This window comes from uncultured Salinibacterium sp., assembly GCF_963974405.1.
Classification (GTDB): Bacteria; Actinomycetota; Actinomycetes; order Actinomycetales; family Microbacteriaceae; genus Rhodoglobus.
On record NZ_CAXBBH010000002.1, the window covers coordinates 518,105 to 533,494 of the forward strand.

Sequence of the window (15,390 nt, forward strand, 5' to 3'; positions counted from 1 at the left end):
CGCAGCACACTGTGAGCCCGCTGAGTTCGGTTTTTGCGCCGTTCACCCTGTGTTAGTCTTTAAGCACGCCGCGGGGTGGAGCAGTTCGGTAGCTCGCTGGGCTCATAACCCAGAGGTCGCAGGTTCAAATCCTGTCCCCGCAACCACGTAAAAGAATCCCGGTCTCGAAAGAGGCCGGGATTCTTGCGTTAAGCGGTGCCCTCGGAGGCAGCCACCGTGTGACGAGTATTGCGCCAGCGTTTTGCCGGGTGAATACTGAAGTCACGCGTGTGTCGGCGCTAGCTTCGGCGCAGCCCTGAACGTCGGAGGCCCCATGATTTCTGCTCTCAATAACGTTGAAGCGATCACTATCTTTTCGAATGACGTTGCTGCCTCCCGCAGTTTCTACATCTCCATCTTTAACGCCTCAGTTCTCTTTGAGGACGACGTTTCAGTGGCGCTGCGCATTGGCACCATCGTCATCAATGTGCTGGCGCGAAGCGAAGCCCCCGAGCTGTTGAACCCCGCTCCCGTTGCGAAGTCGGGCGGCGGGGCATCCGTAATGCTCACGATTAATGTGACGGATGTGGATGCCGTTTGTGTGGCGTTAGCAGAGCGAGAAGTCACGCTCGTCAACGGCCCTATTGATCGCCCGTGGGGGCGCAGAACCGCAGTGTTTCTTGATCCCTCGGGTGTGCCGTGGGAACTCGCGCAGGAGCTTGACGTGTAACGAATCGCACTGTTGTGGCTACTTCTCTGTGGGGAGAGGCCGTGTCTCGCGCTCTGCTTCGGGAACTGGCTCAAGAAAGCTGAACAAACTGGGAAGGCGACTGTCGCGCAGTGCGCGCGACACCGCTAGTCCGATCAAGACGCCTAGTGCAATCGCGAGCATCGTTCCGACCATCGTAACGATCGTGCCGATGTCGCCCGTGCCAGCGAGCAGCTCGGTCACTCCGACGAGACCGAGACCGCCCGGGACGAGAAGCCAGAAGGCGGGCAGAAAACTCACAATGGCGGGTGGCCCTGTGCGGTGTCGAGAGACGAGCACCGCGACCGGGGTCATCGCGATCGCACCGATAAGAGCAGAGAGCACTCCGCCAAACAGCACATCGCCGATGACTTGAGCGCCGTAAGCAACATAGAGCACGAGCAAGATCCAGGGGATGGAGGCCAGGCGGGCGCACTGGTAGATCGTTATTCCCACCCCGAAGACGGCGACCGCGATCCACGGCGCGATTGAGCCGAGGGGAGTGTTGGCCATGTCGAGTGAAATCGAAGGGACGCCGATGAGCGCGCCGGCCGAAACGATTCCCACACCAAGCAAGAGCAGTCGCATTGCGCCCGCTGCTGCTCGGGCCGAACCCGACATGATGTCGCCCGTCGCAAGTTCGATCACTGCGGTCGTGAGGAGCCCACCAGGCAGCAAGATCACCAAGGGAGCGATCAGCGCGGGGAGAATTCCGGGGTCTTCGGCGACTCGAGCGGCGAGCAAGAAGATAAGTGATGAACCGAGCGCGGCGCCCACAATCAGCAATGCGCTGAAACTCGCTGGCAGCCGTTCGCCGAGCAGGAGCAGCGTTCCCACGCCCAAGCCGAGTAACGCAGCGATGAGCGTTCCCAACCAGGATGATCCGAGGAGTACAGAAATCGCCCCTGAGGTGAGTCCATAGGCAAGCACGCGCTGCACGCTTGAGAATGGCGGTGCCAGCTCACGCATCTTTGCCATCTGACGTGACACCCACGCGCTTGAGCCAGAGCGGAGGCGACCCACCGTGGTCACGCGATCAAGAACATCCATTTGATGCAGCAAATACGATTGGCCGCCGGCGGAGACCGCCCGAGTGACGGTGTGTTCGTCATCCGTGAGAGAGACGAAAAGTGCGGTTGGGAACACCACCACGGAGGCAGAGGGATAGCCGTTGGCGGCGGCCATATCCTGCACTGTTGACCGCACCATACTCACGGGGTAGCCGCTGTCAATCATTGCCTCGCCGACCTCGGCCAGAGAATCGAGAACGGCTGCGGCCGGCTGCGACCGCGTGCCCACAGTCGACGTGGCCGCTCGGGAGCCATTGGCGGCCGTGACGCCGTTGGGGCGTCGCCTCAACACAAGCCACAGGACGAGGATGCTGCCCACGAGCACCCCTATGGCGATGAGCAGCGACGTGAGTGAGGTGTTCGACGTCGCGATACTGGGTGGCACGGGCGGCAGCGGTGTGACTTCGCCGTTATCAGGTTCGACGGGAGTTTCGACCGGAGTGGGGGTTTCAGTGGGAACCGGGTCTGCCGTCGGGGATGATGTGGGCGTTGGGCTCGGACTGGGAGTAAGTGTGGGGTCGACAGTCGGCGTCGGGCTCGGCGTCGGGTCGAACGTTGGTGTGGGACTTGGTGCCGGCGTTTCATCGCCGGGCGCGGCAGGAACGCCGACTGTTGCGGCCACTGACACTGAATGCGCGGCGGCAGGGAGTGCGGTCGTAATGGTGAGAGTCGAGTAGTCAACGAGGCTGCAGGCCCCCACGAGCGCGAGCGCGAGCGCGACAAGGATTCTCAAGCTGAGACGCAAGCGCAGACGGCGAAAACCCTGTTCCATCGTCGGCCGGCCTCTCTGTCGTCGAACCCTCTCTGTAGGAAAACGTACGCGGAATACGCTGAGACGGCGAATAACGCGGGCGAGTCGCTGATCAGCGGTGTGCGGAGGATCGCTCGATCTTCAGCATCACCAGTGCACCGACCACCAGTACGGGACCGAAGAGGCGAGCGAGCTGTCCCAGAGATTCAAACCCACTTACAAGAAGGCCTACGAACTGCTGGGCCATCGGAAAGTTGACCGACTGTACAGCACCGTAGAGGGGCGGAACTAGAAAGTTGAACACAACGAAGCTGGCGATAGTCAAGCCTGCGCCCGTCCAGAACGCGATCTTGGGGCGAAGTAGTTGGTCGATCATCCGAGGCTCCTGTGTTTCGTGGGCGTAACAGTTTCAGGCTAACCCGCCGAGAGTTCACGGCGCAGCAAAAGTGAACAATCCTAATAGCGCACCACGGGGTTAGATTTAACCTATGACTCCGTTGCAGGCGCGCATCATCTACGATTTGAACACCCAACCCTCGATCGATGCTGCTGAGCAGATTCGCATGCGCATCGACTTTCTCAAGGAGTACCTCAAGGCATCGCACGCCAAGGGTCTCGTATTGGGCATCAGCGGTGGGCAAGACTCGTCGCTCGCCGGGCGACTCTGTCAACTCGCGGTTGCTGAACTGCGGGCGGAGGGCGCCGAGGCGCAGTTTGTGGCCGTCCGGCTCCCGCACGGGGTGCAGCGCGACGAGGATGATGCGCAATTAGCGCTCGACTTTATTGAGGCTGACCGCGAGGTGACCTTCAACATCCAGCGGGCTGTCGACGGCATTGCTGCTGAATTCGCGGATGCTCTGGGCGAGCCGATCACGGACTTCAACAAGGGCAACGTGAAAGCTCGCGCTCGCATGGTGGCGCAGTATGCGATCGCGGGGCAGCTCGGCTACCTCGTGGTCGGTACCGACCATGCAGCAGAAGCCGTCACTGGCTTCTTCACGAAATTTGGCGATGGCGGTGCTGATGTCTTGCCTCTCACTGCGCTCACGAAGCGTCAGGGCAAGCAATTGCTCAGGCACCTCAACGCTCCCGAGCGGCTCTACGAGAAGGTGCCGACCGCTGACCTGCTCGACCACACTCCTGGTCAAGCTGATGAAGCGAACCTCGGCGTCACGTACGAGCACATTGATGACTACCTTGAAGGCCGCGACGTGCCCGCCGAGGTTGCGGTAGAGATCGAGACGAAGTACCTCAACACGCGCCACAAGCGCACTGTGCCGGTCTCGATGTACGACGAGTGGTGGACCGAGTAGCGAGAGCGCTCAGTAGAATTGGTTTCATGGGGAAATCTCACCACGGCACGGACGCTGTAGCGAGCGGTAGTGCTGTCGCCGTCGAGGTTGACTCTCTCGCGGTGCAGGTAGACAGTGTTTCGTTGCTCGAACCTCTCTCGTTCGCGCTCGACGCGGGCACAGCGGCTGCTATCACTGGCGCTAACGGCGCAGGTAAAACGACTCTGTTGCGGGCGGTCGCTGGATTGATCGTGCCTACCTCGGGAAGTGTCCGAGTGGGTGGGCTACCGGCGGATGAACGCAGCCCAGCTTTTCGCAGACTCATCGCCGGTCACATCGGCCTTGCATCATTCGCACGGGATCTGACTCTTGAGGAGCAACTCACGATGGTCGCGGTGTCGTGGGGGTCGGAGGTTGACGCTGCCCGCTCCGCAGCAGAGGTTCTTCTTGACAAGTTCGGTCTGCTTCGCCTTCGAACCAGATTTTCGCACGAACTCTCCTCGGGGCAGACGCAGATGTTTTCACTGGCACTCGCTCTTGCCCGCCCGTTCGAGGTGTTGTTGCTTGATGAGCCGGAGCAGCGGCTCGACAAGGAACGCCGGGCTCAGGTCGCAGAAATCTTGCGAGCTGTCGTCAACGACGGAAAAACACTCGTGTTTGCTTCGCACAACACCACGTTGGTGGATGCTGTGAGCGACAGGACTGTTGCGGTGAAGCGGTCGTAGTGGCAACTGATCCCACACTGAGCCGCTTGCGGCGATTGCGCCGCGAACGCCAGCGGGGCAGCGGAAGCAACTCGCGGTACACGGTGTACAGCGTCATCATGTTGCTACTGATCGTGGGCATTCCGGTATTCCGGATGCTCGTGGTGGAGCTTTCGTCAGCTGAGGGGGTAGCGGTTCTCACGAGCCCAATCGCGCCGCAGATTCTGGCGGCGATAGCGGGCTCATCGTGTGCCGCACTGGTTCTTCTCGGTCGGATCCGCGGACCAGCACTTGTGGATGCCTTTGCCGCTGAGGTGGTGGCGAGCAATCATCTGCCTCGGCGACAGACGCTGCGCCGTACGTTCCTTCGTTCGGCGGCGGTGCTGGTGCTCACGTGCATGCTGAGTGCAGTCGTCGCCGTTTCGGCGTTGGCTGTCGCTGGCATTGCGACAGCATCCACCGCTGTCGTCTTCGTAGTTGGCGCAGTGCTCCTAGGCATCCTCGCTTCGGTGGGGTGGCTGCTGGGCCAAAGCGTGCTGCCCCGCTCGTCGCGCTGGGTTGCCGCGGCGATCGCGGTCACGGCGCTTCTCGCTGCCGTCATTCCGGGAGCACTCGCGGCACTGCCCTGGGGCTGGGTTGCGCTGCTCTACCCTGGCGATACTCCTCCGTCGGCGCTCGCTCTGGTTCCCTTGGTCGTGCTCGTGGCGATTGCTGGTTGTGCGGTGCCGCCCCTGCTGGACAACATCCGTGGTGGCGAGTTGAGAGTTCAGGCCCGCCGGTGGAGCAACGCAACGACGTTTGCGGCAACCGCCGATGTGGCTGGCGGTCTTGCTGAGCTTCGAGCGCTTCCCACTGGTGGGCGCGGCTGGTTCGCGGTGCGGAATGCCCCTCTTGCCGTGCTGATCCTGGTGCGTGACCTCGTGGGGTCGCTGCGGAGCCCCGAGCGGCCGATCACGGCGGCACTCGCGCTCGTTGTGGCGGGCTTCGCGCTCGCGAGCGTCAGCGTAGTTCCCCCGGCGCTAGCGTGGATCACCGCGGTGTTCGGGGCCACTGTTGCCTTTCTCGCGCTGGGAGTCTGGAGCGATGGGTTTCGCCACGCTGCCGAGACCGTTCATGAGCTTCCGCTTTATGGCTTTGCGATCGCGAAACAGTTTGCGCTCCATTCGCTGCTGCCGATCGTGGGGGTGATCGTGTTTGTCGGGGCGGGAGCCACAGCCGCGCTCGCGGTGGGAGCCACAGCGGCGAGCGTGAGCATGTCGATTGTGTTTGCTCTGTTCGTCATTGCCATCCGAATCATGAGCGCAACCAAGGGGCGGATGCCGCTGGCGCTGCTCACTCCGATTCCCACTCCGGTGGGGGATTTCTCCGGGCTCGTTGTCGCTTTCTGGCAGGCCGACGCCCTTCTCGTGACGGCAACGGTGAGCGTGATCGTCACGGCCGAGTGGCTGAGCCTGCCGCTACTGGTGCTCGTTCTCGTGGGAGCGGGCGCAGCCGCACTGGTTATGGCCCGCAGAAACCTCCAGCACGCACGCTAAAGCGAGACCCGCGTCACATCCACCATCCACGCGTAGTTGAAGGCTCGTTCGCGCCACGCGTCATAGCGACCGGAGACGCCGCCGTGACCTGCCGCCATCTCGGTCTTGAGTAGAGCATCCGCCCCCACCTCGCGCAGCCGGGCAACCCACTTGGCTGGCTCAACATAAAGCACGCGGGTGTCGTTGAGCGAAGTCACCGCAAGAATGCGGGGGTAGTGCACGTCGTGCACATTCTCGAGCGGAGAGTACGACTTCATGTAGTGGTACACCTCCTCGTTGTGGAGCGGGTCACCCCACTCATCCCACTCGATGACCGTCAACGGCAGCGACGGGTCGAGGATTGACGTGAGTGGGTCGACAAACGGCACGACCGCGAGGATGCCCGAGAACAGTTGTGGGGCCAGATTCGCCACGGCGCCCATGAGCAGACCGCCAGCACTCCCGCCCTCCGCAACGAGACGATCGCTTGACGTGACATCGATGTCGATGAGGTGACGCGCACACGCGACAAAATCGGTAAACGTGTTGCGCTTGTGGAGCTTCTTGCCGCCCTCGTACCAGGTTCGGCCAAGCTCCCCACCGCCACGCACGTGGGCGACCGCGAACACCATGCCGCGGTCGAGCAGGCTCAGACGGCCGACAGTGAAGCTCGGGTCGATGCTGATCTCATAGGAGCCATAGCCATAGAGCACCGTCGGAGCCGGGGTGCCTGGTGCCACGAGGTCGTTGCGGTAGACGAGCGAAATCGGCACGCGCGTTCCATCGGATGCGGTGGCCCACTCCCGACGCTGCGTGTACAGCGCGGGATCAAAGCGGCCAAGCACCGGCTGCTGTTTGCGCACGACAAGTTCGTTGTCATCCACGAGGTAGTCGTAGACGATCGTTGGCGTCACGAAACTGCCATAGCTGAGGCGGATGCTCGGCTGGTTCCACTCGGGGTTGGAGCTGAGCCCGACGGTGAAGAGTTCGTCGTCAAACTTCAGTTCGTGCGGAATGTCTTCGTAGCGGCCGCCATGCTTGGGAACGATCGCAATCGCCACTCGCGTGAGTCCCTCGCGACGGTATTCGATCGCGACGAAATCCTTGAAGGCATCCACGCCCTCGAGGCGTACGGCTTCATTGTGCGGAAGAATCACGCGGCGCTCGCCGAGGGGCTCCGCCGCTGCAACGCTCACGAGCTCGAAGTTGATCGCATCCTTGTTGTGCACGATCAGGAGGCGGTCTTGCGTGCCGACGACAACGTGCTCGACGTCATACTCGACTCCGACTTCGCGCGGCCAGACAACCTCAAAATCACCCGTCGGGTCGCTCGTGTCGAGCAAGCGCGTCTCGCTCGTGAGCCGCGAACCGGCCTCGATCGCCAAGTATTTACCACTGCGTGAACGGCCGACGCCCACCCAGAAGCTCTCGTCAGGTTCATGAAAAACCTGAACTGCGGATGCCGCAGCGGTGCCCAGTTCGTAGCGCCAGACGGTATCGGGCCGCCACGCATCATCGACCGTCGTATAGAAGATGTACTTGCCTGTGGCATCCAGAAGCGCGCCGCTCGCGGTGCCCGGAATCTCGTCAGCAAGGTCATCGGCAGCGCTGAAACGAACGACGGTGTCGGCCTCGCTTGCACTAGCGCCGGCGCTACCGGCAGGGGAGCCGCCGACCTGACGCACACGCAGCGTGTATCGTTCGTCGCCTTCGACGTCGACGCCGTAAAGCAGCAAGGTGCCATCGTCACTGAGCGAGAAGGAGCCAAGACTGAAGAAGTCGTGACCCTCGGCCTCGACGTTGTCGTCGAGAAGAATTTGTTCGCCGGGGAGCGTTGCGGGCGTGAGCGCAGCATCCGTTCCCGTGTCACCGGCAGCAGGCTCGACGATCGTCGGGGGAGTCCAATCGTCGGCGTCGGCGATCGGTGCCCGGCAGTGAATGGGGTACTGCTTACCCTCTTCGGTGCGACTGAAATACCACCACTGGCCGCGGCGAACAGGCACACTCAGATCGGTCTCTTGAGTGCGCGACTTGATCTCTTCAAAGATCTGCTCCTGCAGCACACTGAGGTGACTGGTGCGTGCCGCAGTGAAGGCATTCTCGGCGTGGAGGTGCGCGAGGGTATCGGGGCTCTCCTTGTCGCGCATCCACTCGTAATTGTCGACGTAATGGTCGCCATGGTGAACGCGTTCTGTGGCAATTTTCGCGGCTTCAGGTGGGGTGAGCATACCTTCAGCGTAGGCCGGATTGCTGGGGAGCGGGAGTGCGGCACGTTGGCCAACAGCGTCACAGAGAAAATAGACGCACCGTGTCGAGTGAGATCATTGTTCAACCCCACGATCGGAGTTTCGGATGTCTCACCCTCTCGTCACCGTTCATGAACTCGCCGCGCTGCTCGACGACGCAGCACGTGGAGGCGAGCCCGTTCGCGTTCTCGATGTGCGCTGGAGTTTGGGCGTTCCAGACGGGCTGCCTCTCTATGAGGCGGGGCACATTCCCGGTGCCGTGTACGTCGATCTTGAGACCGAGCTCGCGGGCCACGGCGAACCTCGCGACGGCCGCCATCCCTTGCCGAGCGTCGATGATTTTCAAGCTGCAGCACGCCGCTGGGGGATCAATGACGGTGACGCCGTTGTCGTCTATGACGACTGGAACAGCCTTGCCGCGTGCCGCGCGTGGTGGTTGCTGCGCTACATGGGTGTCGAGAACGTGCGGGTGCTCGACGGGGCGCTGACCGCGTGGACGACGGCCGGGCATCCACTCGTCACCGGTTCAGGCGAGATGACGACAACGCAGCCCGGAACCGTCAGTCTCAGCGCGGGCAACGAGCCCGTGTTGAACGCGGATGACGCTGCCGCCCTTGCCGAGACCGGTGTGCTGCTGGATGCGCGGGCGGGCGAGCGCTACCGTGGCGAAGTCGAGCCCATCGATCCGCGAGCCGGTCATATCCCCGGAGCGATCAGTGCACCCACCGCGGGAAACCTCAATGACGCTGGCGAGTTTCTTGATGCCGAGACGCTACGCGAGCGCTACGAAGCACTCGGCGCCAGTGTCGATCAGGCGGTCGGCGTTTATTGCGGGTCTGGAGTGACCGCCGCCCACGATGCGCTTGCGCTGACAGTTGCGGGGTTTCGGCCGGCACTCTTTCCCGGTTCCTGGTCGGCCTGGTCGAACCAGAGCGAGCGCCCTATTGCGACGGGCGAGAATCCTCGTTAACGACGAAGGGCTCCAACACCAGCGCGGTGTTGGAGCCCTTCGTGTGTTTGTTTAGGAAATAACGTCCTGAAGCAGTTCTTCCTTCAGTGATTTGCGAACGCGGGCGACCACGTAGCCGATCACGAGGGTGATGAATGGCGACAGGATGAGGAACCAGCCGAATGGGCTGAGTCCCCACGGTGTTGCTGTCGGGTCGACTCCGGCTCCGGTGGCGAGCTCGCCGGCCAGAAGCGCGAAGCGTGACATCAGCAGGTATTCGCCGAGCAGCAGTCCGATGAACGCCAGAATGGGGGCGATCAGGGTGACGAAGATGTTCTCGGTTCCCTTGTTCCGCAGGAAGAACCGGATGATCGCGATGCAGACTAGTGCCTCGATGAGCACAATCGCGACGACAGCGAGTCCGCTGAACCAGAGGAACATGTTGATGGCTGGTTGCTGGAAGACAGCGAACAGGAACATGACGACCGCTGAGATGATCGCGACGATTATGGATGCTCGTCCCGGCGCACCGCGGCCATTGACCGTGCCGACTGAGGAAGCGATGACCCCGCCACGACCGAGTGCAAAGAGATAACGGCTTGCCGCGTTCTGGAAGGCTAGGAGGCCGGCGAATAAACTGGAAACAACGAGAATTGCCATCAGGCTAGCCAGCCAGGGACCAACATACTGACTTGCTAGTGCGAACAGCACCGCTGCGGGATCTTCAAGATTGTCGCCAGCCAGCGCGACTGTTTCTTCAACGACGTTGGATGCGCCGAGGCCGGTAACCATGGCGAACGAGGTGAGGGCGAAGAGCACTGTGATGACGCCGACAGCGAGGTAGGTTGCACGGGGAACTGATCGCTTGGGGTTTTTGCTTTCTTCACCGTAGATTGCCGTGGCCTCGAATCCGATAAAGGAGGCGAAGGCGAAGGCGAAGGCGATTCCTGCCGAACCGGCGAGCCCGCCGACGAGGATGTTCTCGGGCGAGAACGAGGCAGCGAAGTTGAGGCCTTCCGGACCACCATCAATGAGGATCGCGACGGCCGCAATCACGAGCACGGTGAGTTCGGCCAGCATCAGAACACCGAGTACTTTGGCGCCGATATCCACGCGCAAGAGCGAGAGCCCGGTGACGAGGATCCAGGCGATGAAGGTCCAACCCCACCAGGGAAGAACTCCTACTTGGCCCTCCATGAGCGCACCGAAGAATCCGTAAATGGCGAGCTGAATCGTGAGGTAGGCAAGTACCGAAACGAAGGATGATGCGATTCCAGCATTGCGTCCGAGTCCGCGACCAATGTAGGCGAAGAATGCGCCGGTATTCGTGACGCGTTGGCTCATTGCGGCGTAGCCCACGCTGAACAAGAGAAGTGTGATGCCGACGGCCAGGTAGGCACCGGGAGCTGCGGCTCCGTTGCCGAGAACGATTGCGACGGGCACTGCACCGGTCATTCCGACGAGTGGTGCGGCAGCGGCCACAACAAAGAAGACGATTCCGATTACGCCGAGTTGCCCTTTGCGAAGGCTGCGATCGGGATTTTCCTGCGTTTTAGGGTCAAGCGCCATGGTGAAACTCCTCATTGAGTTCTGGATCAATTCGTCCGCATCCGAACGAGTTGGGTTCAACACTGGCGAAGACAGGGCAACTTAGTCAAGCGTTTTGAGAAATTCATTCGGATACGAACTGTTTTCGGCTACACTCTGGCGCATGACCGAACTCAATGGATTCCTTCCTCCACTCACTCCGCAAGGGTCGAGTTCGCTCGTGCCGAAGATGCCCTGGTATTACTCGGGAACGCTACTCACTGTCGAGTACTTGACCGATCCAGCCAACGTACGTGCGATCCTTCCCCCCGATATTGACCTCGCTCCCGAGCAACCCGGCGCCGTTGCCATTGTGTGGGCCGACTGGCAGTCCTGCAGCACAGGCGGCCTTGAACTGCTCGACCCCGTTCGCGCCCAGTACCTCGAAGCGTTCATGGTGGTGCGTTGTTCGCACAAGGGAGTGGTCTACAGCCGCTGCGTCGCCATCTGGGTCAACAAGGACTTCGCCATCGGTCGTGGCTGGTTCCAGGGCTACCCCAAGAAGCTTGGCAACATCGCCGTTACGCGAGTCTTCAATAAGGGCAAGGCAACTCCCAAGCTCGAAAACGGCGGCCAATTCGGTGCGTCCATCGCGGCCTACGACCACCGTCTCGCCTCGGCCGTCGTCACCCTGCGCGAGCCCGCCGAGAGCAACGGCTTCGTCAATGGCCACAAGATGCTGCACAGCCGCTTCATGCCATCCATCAGCAAGGATGCCGGCATGTCGCTCGACCAACTCATCACGATGGGTGGCACTGACGTCGAGATCGGCGAGACCTGGAAGGGCGACGCCGAACTTCACCTGGGTGACTCGCAGTGGGATGAACTGCACTCGATCCTGCCCGTGCAAGAGATCCTCGGCGGCTACTATCGCGAGATCGGCGTCACCTTCAACGGTGGCGAACTCGTAGAGGACCGATCGAACGCCATCTAACTCCTCGTCATGCAAAGAAGGGCCCCGCCGAGTGAATCGGCGGGGCCCTTCTCGTGAAGTGCCGACTTGCTCGATTTAGTAGTCGGCGAAGTACTCGTCGATCTCCCACTGGCTGACTTCGCGAGTGGCCTTGTCGGTGACAGTGTCTTCATAGCGCATGACTTCATCGCGCTTGAGCACGCTGAAGACATTGATGATCGTGCTGCCCATCGTCTCGCGCATCGCTGTGTCGGCATCGAGAGCGTCGAGGGCAGCGTTGAGGGTCATCGGCAAGATCGGTGCCGACTCGTCCTCATAGGCCCAGCCTTCGACCGCTGCGGGCGCCGCGAGCTTGCGCTTGATGCCATCGAGGCCAGCGGCCAGAGTGGATGCGATCAGCAGATACGGGTTCGCTGCCGGGTCGCCGAGGCGAACTTCCAGTCGTGTGCCGGCGCCGCGCTCAGGCGGTACCCGCAGCATCGCGCTGCGGTTGTCGTGGCCCCAATTGGCGCGGTAGGGAGCCAAGGTATCCGGGCCGAGGCGTTTGAAGGCGTTGACCGTGGGGTTGGAGAGCGCTGCGAGCGATCCGGCGTGGGCGAGGATTCCGCCGATCATGTGGTTGGCGGTCTCTGAGAGCCCGGCGCCGCCATCCGACATGATGTTGTTGCCGTCTTTGTCGACGACGGAGAAGTGCAGATGGAAGCCGCTGCCGCCTTCATCGTCCCAGGGCTTGCCGACGAAGAGGGCGTGCTTGCCGGTGCGGGCGACAATGTCGCGCACGGCGGTCTTGAAGAGGAAGGTGCGGTCGGCGGCATCCAGCGCTTCGCTGTGCCAGAGGTTGATCTCGTACTGCGAGGGGCTGAATTCGTGGTTGCCGGCGAAGACGCCGATGTCCATGCCATCGAGCATGCGCATGAGGTTGAGGAACTCGCCGCCGGGGTCGACGCTTTCGCCGGTCGTGTAGACGCGGCCAGTGCGGCTGAGGCTGCGGCTCCAGCCGTTTTCTTCGTCGTAGTTGGCGATGTAGAACTCGAGTTCGGGGCCGACGGTGGGGGTGAGGCCGAGGGCGGCATATTCGGCGATGACGTTCTGCAGCACTGAGCGCGGCGCGATTTGGCTGACGCTGTGGTCGGCGTTGAAGGCATCTCCGATGACGAGGGCAACACCGGGCTCCCACGGCATCATCGTGAGTGTGTTGGGGTCGATCTGGGTCAGCAGGTCTGGCAGGCCGGATGACATGATGTCGTTTCCGTCGAGAACGTCGCCGCCGGTGGTGGTCACCCACACGCCCTGACAAAATAGCGGAGACTTCGCGCGGTGCAATTGGCTTACGAGGAGATCTTTCGAGCGCGTGATTCCCAGAACGTCTGGGAAGATCAGGCGCAGAACATCGATCCCTTTGGCCTGCAAGTCTGCTTGAAGTGCTGCTATGTCGAGAGTCATTCTTCCTCCGAAAAATAAATCGTTCGGCACTGAACGATTAGTGAGATACTAAGGCACACAGCGGTGTGGCTGTCCACTCATCGCGAGAAATTTACCTGAAAGGTACACAGTTGAGAGCTCTCCTGGTGCAACACGACCACGTCACTGCCAGCGGTCCAGTGGGGGAGCGCCTTCGGCAACGCGGCTTCGATATTGACGAGATCATGGTCGTGACCGAAGAGAACTACGACAATCCGAACGTCGACTTTGAATTCCCGGATGTTTCGGGCTACGACCTTGTCGTTCCCATGGGGGCACCGTGGGGCGCCTGGGATGACGGCTGTATCGGCAACTGGCTGACCCCAGAGCTTGAGTGGGTGCGCTCAACGATCGAGGCTGACATCCCGGTTCTGGGCATTTGCTTTGGCGGGCAACTCATCGCACGGGCACTCGGCGGAACGGTGTCCCGTGGTGCCAGGTCAGAAATTGGGTGGACCGCGATTCACAGCGACGACACCTCGCTCATCTCGAACGGTCCGTGGTTTCAGTTCCACTATGACCAGTGGACGATGCCTGAGGGAGCGGTAGAAATCGCCCGCAATCCCGTCGCTCCGCAAGCTTTTACCTACGGCCGCAGTCTCGCGCTGCAGTTTCACCCTGAGCTCAACGCCGCCATTCTTGAGGGCTGGCTCGATCAGGGAGGAATCGACGAGGTGATCGCGAGCGGTCAGGATCCCGAGATCATGCGCGCTCAGACGCGCGCCGAAGAAGGCGTCGCCGCAGAACGCACTGCAGCGCTCGTGGATGCCTTTCTCGACCGCGTCGCGAAGCTTGGCTAACGCAGTGTTTCGAGTGCCGCCATCACCTTGTCGGCCTCCGTGTCAGGGTTCACAAAGGCGAGCCGCAGAACGCTCTGGCCGCGCCAGCTCGTCGGCACGCACAGAATGACACCATCGTGAGCTACTTGTTTCGACCACGCCGAATACTGTTCTGCAGTCCACCCGGTGCGCACAAAAAGCAACACGGAAAGCTCGGGCTCGCGCACGAGCTCGAGATAGTCAGTTTCATCGATTGCGCGGGCAACAGCGCGAGCAGTTGTGACGGAGGCCTCGATCGCATCCCGGTACTTGTCGGTGCCGTGCGTGGCGAGACTAAACCACAGCGGGAGTCCCCGCACCCGCCGTGACAAGTGCAGGGCGAGTTCGCTGGGATTCCACTCATCGCGGTCGATCGCGTCCAAATAGCTCGCGTGTTGAGAGTGCACCGCTCGGGCGAGCTCGGGTTCGCGGTAGACGAGAGCGCAACAGTCGTAGGGGGCGAAGAGCCACTTGTGCGGGTCGACGATAAAGCTGTCTGCCCGTTCGATGCCGTTGAAGACAGAACGGATGCTCGGGGCGGCGAGCCCTGCACCTCCGTAGGCACCGTCGACGTGCATCCAGACGCCAAACTCGTGGCACACGTCGGCGATGTCGGCCAGATCGTCGACGAGGCCTTCGTTGGTTGTTCCCGCGGATGCCACAACAGCGAACACGTTCGGTGACTGTTCAAGAATGGTGCGCAGTGCAGCCCCGGTCATGTGCCCTCGGTCGTCGATGGGTACATCGACCACGTCGACGTCGAGCGCTTTCGCGGCGGAGTTGATCGACGAGTGAGCGTTCGTGGTGCAGGCTAGTTGCCAACCGCCAGCGGGGCGACCACCGCGGCGAGTTTTGGCTGTTTCGCGAGCGGTCATGAGCGCTGAAAGATTGCCTGAGGTGCCGCCGGAAACGAAAGTGCCGCCAGCGGTCTCTGGCCAATCGAGTAGCCCGATGATCCACTGCAGAGCCTGGTTTTCGGCAAAGATGGCGCCAGCGCCCGACTCCCAGAGACCGCCGAAGATGTTGGCGGAACTCGTGACGAGGTCAAACGCGACCGCCGCCCGAGTGGGGGCTGCCGCAATATAAGCGAGGTTCAGCGGGTCGTCCTGAGCTCGCGTGGCTGGCTCAAGAATCTCGTCAAAGAGGCGGAGCGCTTCTGCGCCTCCGATGCCTTCCGGGCGGATCGCGTCGCCAACCGCTTCTGCCAGCTCGGCTGCGGGCCGTGCTGTCGATAGCGGATCGGTTTTGCGGACCATTCTCTTGGCGGTCCAGTCGAGGGCGAGCTGAACTACTTCAGTCTCGTCGCCCCATACTGCGTGCGGTCTACCTTGTGGGCGTACCTCGCTCATGCAACTGCC

The 15,390-nt window shown here is 61.7% G+C and carries 13 protein-coding genes and 1 tRNA gene; 8 read left to right on the forward strand and 6 right to left on the reverse strand.

Annotation, left to right across the window (positions count from 1 at the left end; genetic code table 11):
- The first annotated feature begins 69 nt into the window (after positions 1 to 69).
- Positions 70 to 146, forward strand: a tRNA-Met gene (locus AACZ26_RS10835).
- 167 nt (positions 147 to 313) lie between these two features.
- Positions 314 to 709 (forward strand): VOC family protein, encoded by a 396-nt coding sequence (locus tag AACZ26_RS10840; protein WP_339621481.1) that lies wholly within the window; start codon positions 314 to 316, stop codon positions 707 to 709.
- Positions 710 to 727: 18 nt separating this feature from the next.
- On the opposite strand, the gene AACZ26_RS10845 is transcribed toward AACZ26_RS10840, so the two are convergent.
- Positions 728 to 2,569: a threonine/serine exporter family protein gene (locus tag AACZ26_RS10845; RefSeq protein WP_339621482.1), complete on the reverse strand. Its 1,842-nt coding sequence runs from the start codon at positions 2,567 to 2,569 to the stop codon at positions 728 to 730.
- Positions 2,570 to 2,660: 91 nt separating this feature from the next.
- Positions 2,661 to 2,924, reverse strand: a complete 264-nt coding sequence (locus AACZ26_RS10850; protein ID WP_339621483.1) for a hypothetical protein — start codon at positions 2,922 to 2,924, stop codon at positions 2,661 to 2,663.
- A 112-nt stretch (positions 2,925 to 3,036) separates the two neighbouring features.
- Here AACZ26_RS10850 and nadE point away from each other — a divergent pair, with 112 nt between their 5' ends.
- The 3 genes from nadE to AACZ26_RS10865 are packed head-to-tail and all read left to right on the forward strand — an operon-like array spanning position 3,037 to position 6,079.
- Positions 3,037 to 3,861: an ammonia-dependent NAD(+) synthetase gene (gene nadE / locus AACZ26_RS10855; RefSeq protein ID WP_339621484.1), complete on the forward strand. Its 825-nt coding sequence runs from the start codon at positions 3,037 to 3,039 to the stop codon at positions 3,859 to 3,861.
- A gap of 26 nt (positions 3,862 to 3,887) precedes the next feature.
- On the forward strand, positions 3,888 to 4,565 hold the full coding sequence (locus AACZ26_RS10860; protein ID WP_339621485.1) for an ATP-binding cassette domain-containing protein: 678 nt from the start codon (positions 3,888 to 3,890) through the stop codon (positions 4,563 to 4,565).
- Complete coding sequence (locus AACZ26_RS10865) at positions 4,565 to 6,079, forward strand: hypothetical protein (RefSeq protein ID WP_339621486.1); 1,515 nt, start codon at positions 4,565 to 4,567, stop codon at positions 6,077 to 6,079. Before AACZ26_RS10860 ends, AACZ26_RS10865 begins: the two co-directional genes overlap by 1 nt.
- Here AACZ26_RS10865 and AACZ26_RS10870 read toward each other — a convergent pair.
- Entirely contained in the window at positions 6,076 to 8,286 is a 2,211-nt protein-coding gene (locus AACZ26_RS10870; protein WP_339621488.1) for a S9 family peptidase, read from the reverse strand. The genes AACZ26_RS10865 and AACZ26_RS10870 overlap by 4 nt on opposite strands.
- 124 nt (positions 8,287 to 8,410) lie before the next feature.
- Between AACZ26_RS10870 and AACZ26_RS10875 the strand changes: the two genes are divergently transcribed.
- On the forward strand, positions 8,411 to 9,274 hold the full coding sequence (locus AACZ26_RS10875) for a sulfurtransferase (protein ID WP_339621489.1): 864 nt from the start codon (positions 8,411 to 8,413) through the stop codon (positions 9,272 to 9,274).
- A gap of 51 nt (positions 9,275 to 9,325) precedes the next feature.
- Here AACZ26_RS10875 and AACZ26_RS10880 read toward each other — a convergent pair whose 3' ends face one another.
- Positions 9,326 to 10,822: an APC family permease gene (locus tag AACZ26_RS10880; RefSeq protein WP_339621492.1), complete on the reverse strand. Its 1,497-nt coding sequence runs from the start codon at positions 10,820 to 10,822 to the stop codon at positions 9,326 to 9,328.
- Between the two features lie 142 nt (positions 10,823 to 10,964).
- Between AACZ26_RS10880 and AACZ26_RS10885 the strand changes: the two genes are divergently transcribed.
- Complete coding sequence (locus AACZ26_RS10885) at positions 10,965 to 11,774, forward strand: acetoacetate decarboxylase family protein (protein WP_339621493.1); 810 nt, start codon at positions 10,965 to 10,967, stop codon at positions 11,772 to 11,774.
- A gap of 75 nt (positions 11,775 to 11,849) precedes the next feature.
- Here AACZ26_RS10885 and AACZ26_RS10890 read toward each other — a convergent pair whose 3' ends face one another.
- Positions 11,850 to 13,196 carry a glutamine synthetase family protein gene (locus tag AACZ26_RS10890; protein ID WP_339621494.1) on the reverse strand — a complete coding sequence of 449 codons (1,347 nt, stop codon included), beginning with the start codon at positions 13,194 to 13,196 and terminating at the stop codon, positions 11,850 to 11,852.
- Between the two features lie 110 nt (positions 13,197 to 13,306).
- On the opposite strand from AACZ26_RS10890, the gene AACZ26_RS10895 reads away from it, so the two are divergent.
- A complete protein-coding gene (locus AACZ26_RS10895; protein WP_339621495.1) occupies positions 13,307 to 14,014 on the forward strand; it encodes a type 1 glutamine amidotransferase in 708 nt (235 codons plus the stop codon).
- Here AACZ26_RS10895 and AACZ26_RS10900 read toward each other — a convergent pair.
- Positions 14,011 to 15,381 (reverse strand): aminotransferase class V-fold PLP-dependent enzyme, encoded by a 1,371-nt coding sequence (locus AACZ26_RS10900; protein WP_339621497.1) that lies wholly within the window; start codon positions 15,379 to 15,381, stop codon positions 14,011 to 14,013. The two genes, AACZ26_RS10895 and AACZ26_RS10900, sit on opposite strands and share 4 nt — an antisense overlap.
- Positions 15,382 to 15,390 lie beyond the last annotated feature (9 nt).

Bases quoted from the DNA above. Each gene is read 5' to 3' on its own strand.
- AACZ26_RS10840 (WP_339621481.1), top strand. From the start codon at position 314: ATGATTTCTGCTCTCAATAACGTTGAAGCGATCACTATCTTTTCGAAT.
- AACZ26_RS10845 (WP_339621482.1), bottom strand. From the start codon at position 2,569: ATGGAACAGGGTTTTCGCCGTCTGCGCTTGCGTCTCAGCTTGAGAATC.
- AACZ26_RS10850 (WP_339621483.1), bottom strand. From the start codon at position 2,924: ATGATCGACCAACTACTTCGCCCCAAGATCGCGTTCTGGACGGGCGCA.
- nadE (WP_339621484.1), top strand. From the start codon at position 3,037: ATGACTCCGTTGCAGGCGCGCATCATCTACGATTTGAACACCCAACCC.
- AACZ26_RS10860 (WP_339621485.1), top strand. From the start codon at position 3,888: ATGGGGAAATCTCACCACGGCACGGACGCTGTAGCGAGCGGTAGTGCT.
- AACZ26_RS10870 (WP_339621488.1), bottom strand. From the start codon at position 8,286: ATGCTCACCCCACCTGAAGCCGCGAAAATTGCCACAGAACGCGTTCAC.
- AACZ26_RS10875 (WP_339621489.1), top strand. From the start codon at position 8,411: ATGTCTCACCCTCTCGTCACCGTTCATGAACTCGCCGCGCTGCTCGAC.
- AACZ26_RS10880 (WP_339621492.1), bottom strand. From the start codon at position 10,822: ATGGCGCTTGACCCTAAAACGCAGGAAAATCCCGATCGCAGCCTTCGC.
- AACZ26_RS10885 (WP_339621493.1), top strand. From the start codon at position 10,965: ATGACCGAACTCAATGGATTCCTTCCTCCACTCACTCCGCAAGGGTCG.
- AACZ26_RS10890 (WP_339621494.1), bottom strand. From the start codon at position 13,196: ATGACTCTCGACATAGCAGCACTTCAAGCAGACTTGCAGGCCAAAGGG.
- AACZ26_RS10900 (WP_339621497.1), bottom strand. From the start codon at position 15,381: ATGAGCGAGGTACGCCCACAAGGTAGACCGCACGCAGTATGGGGCGAC.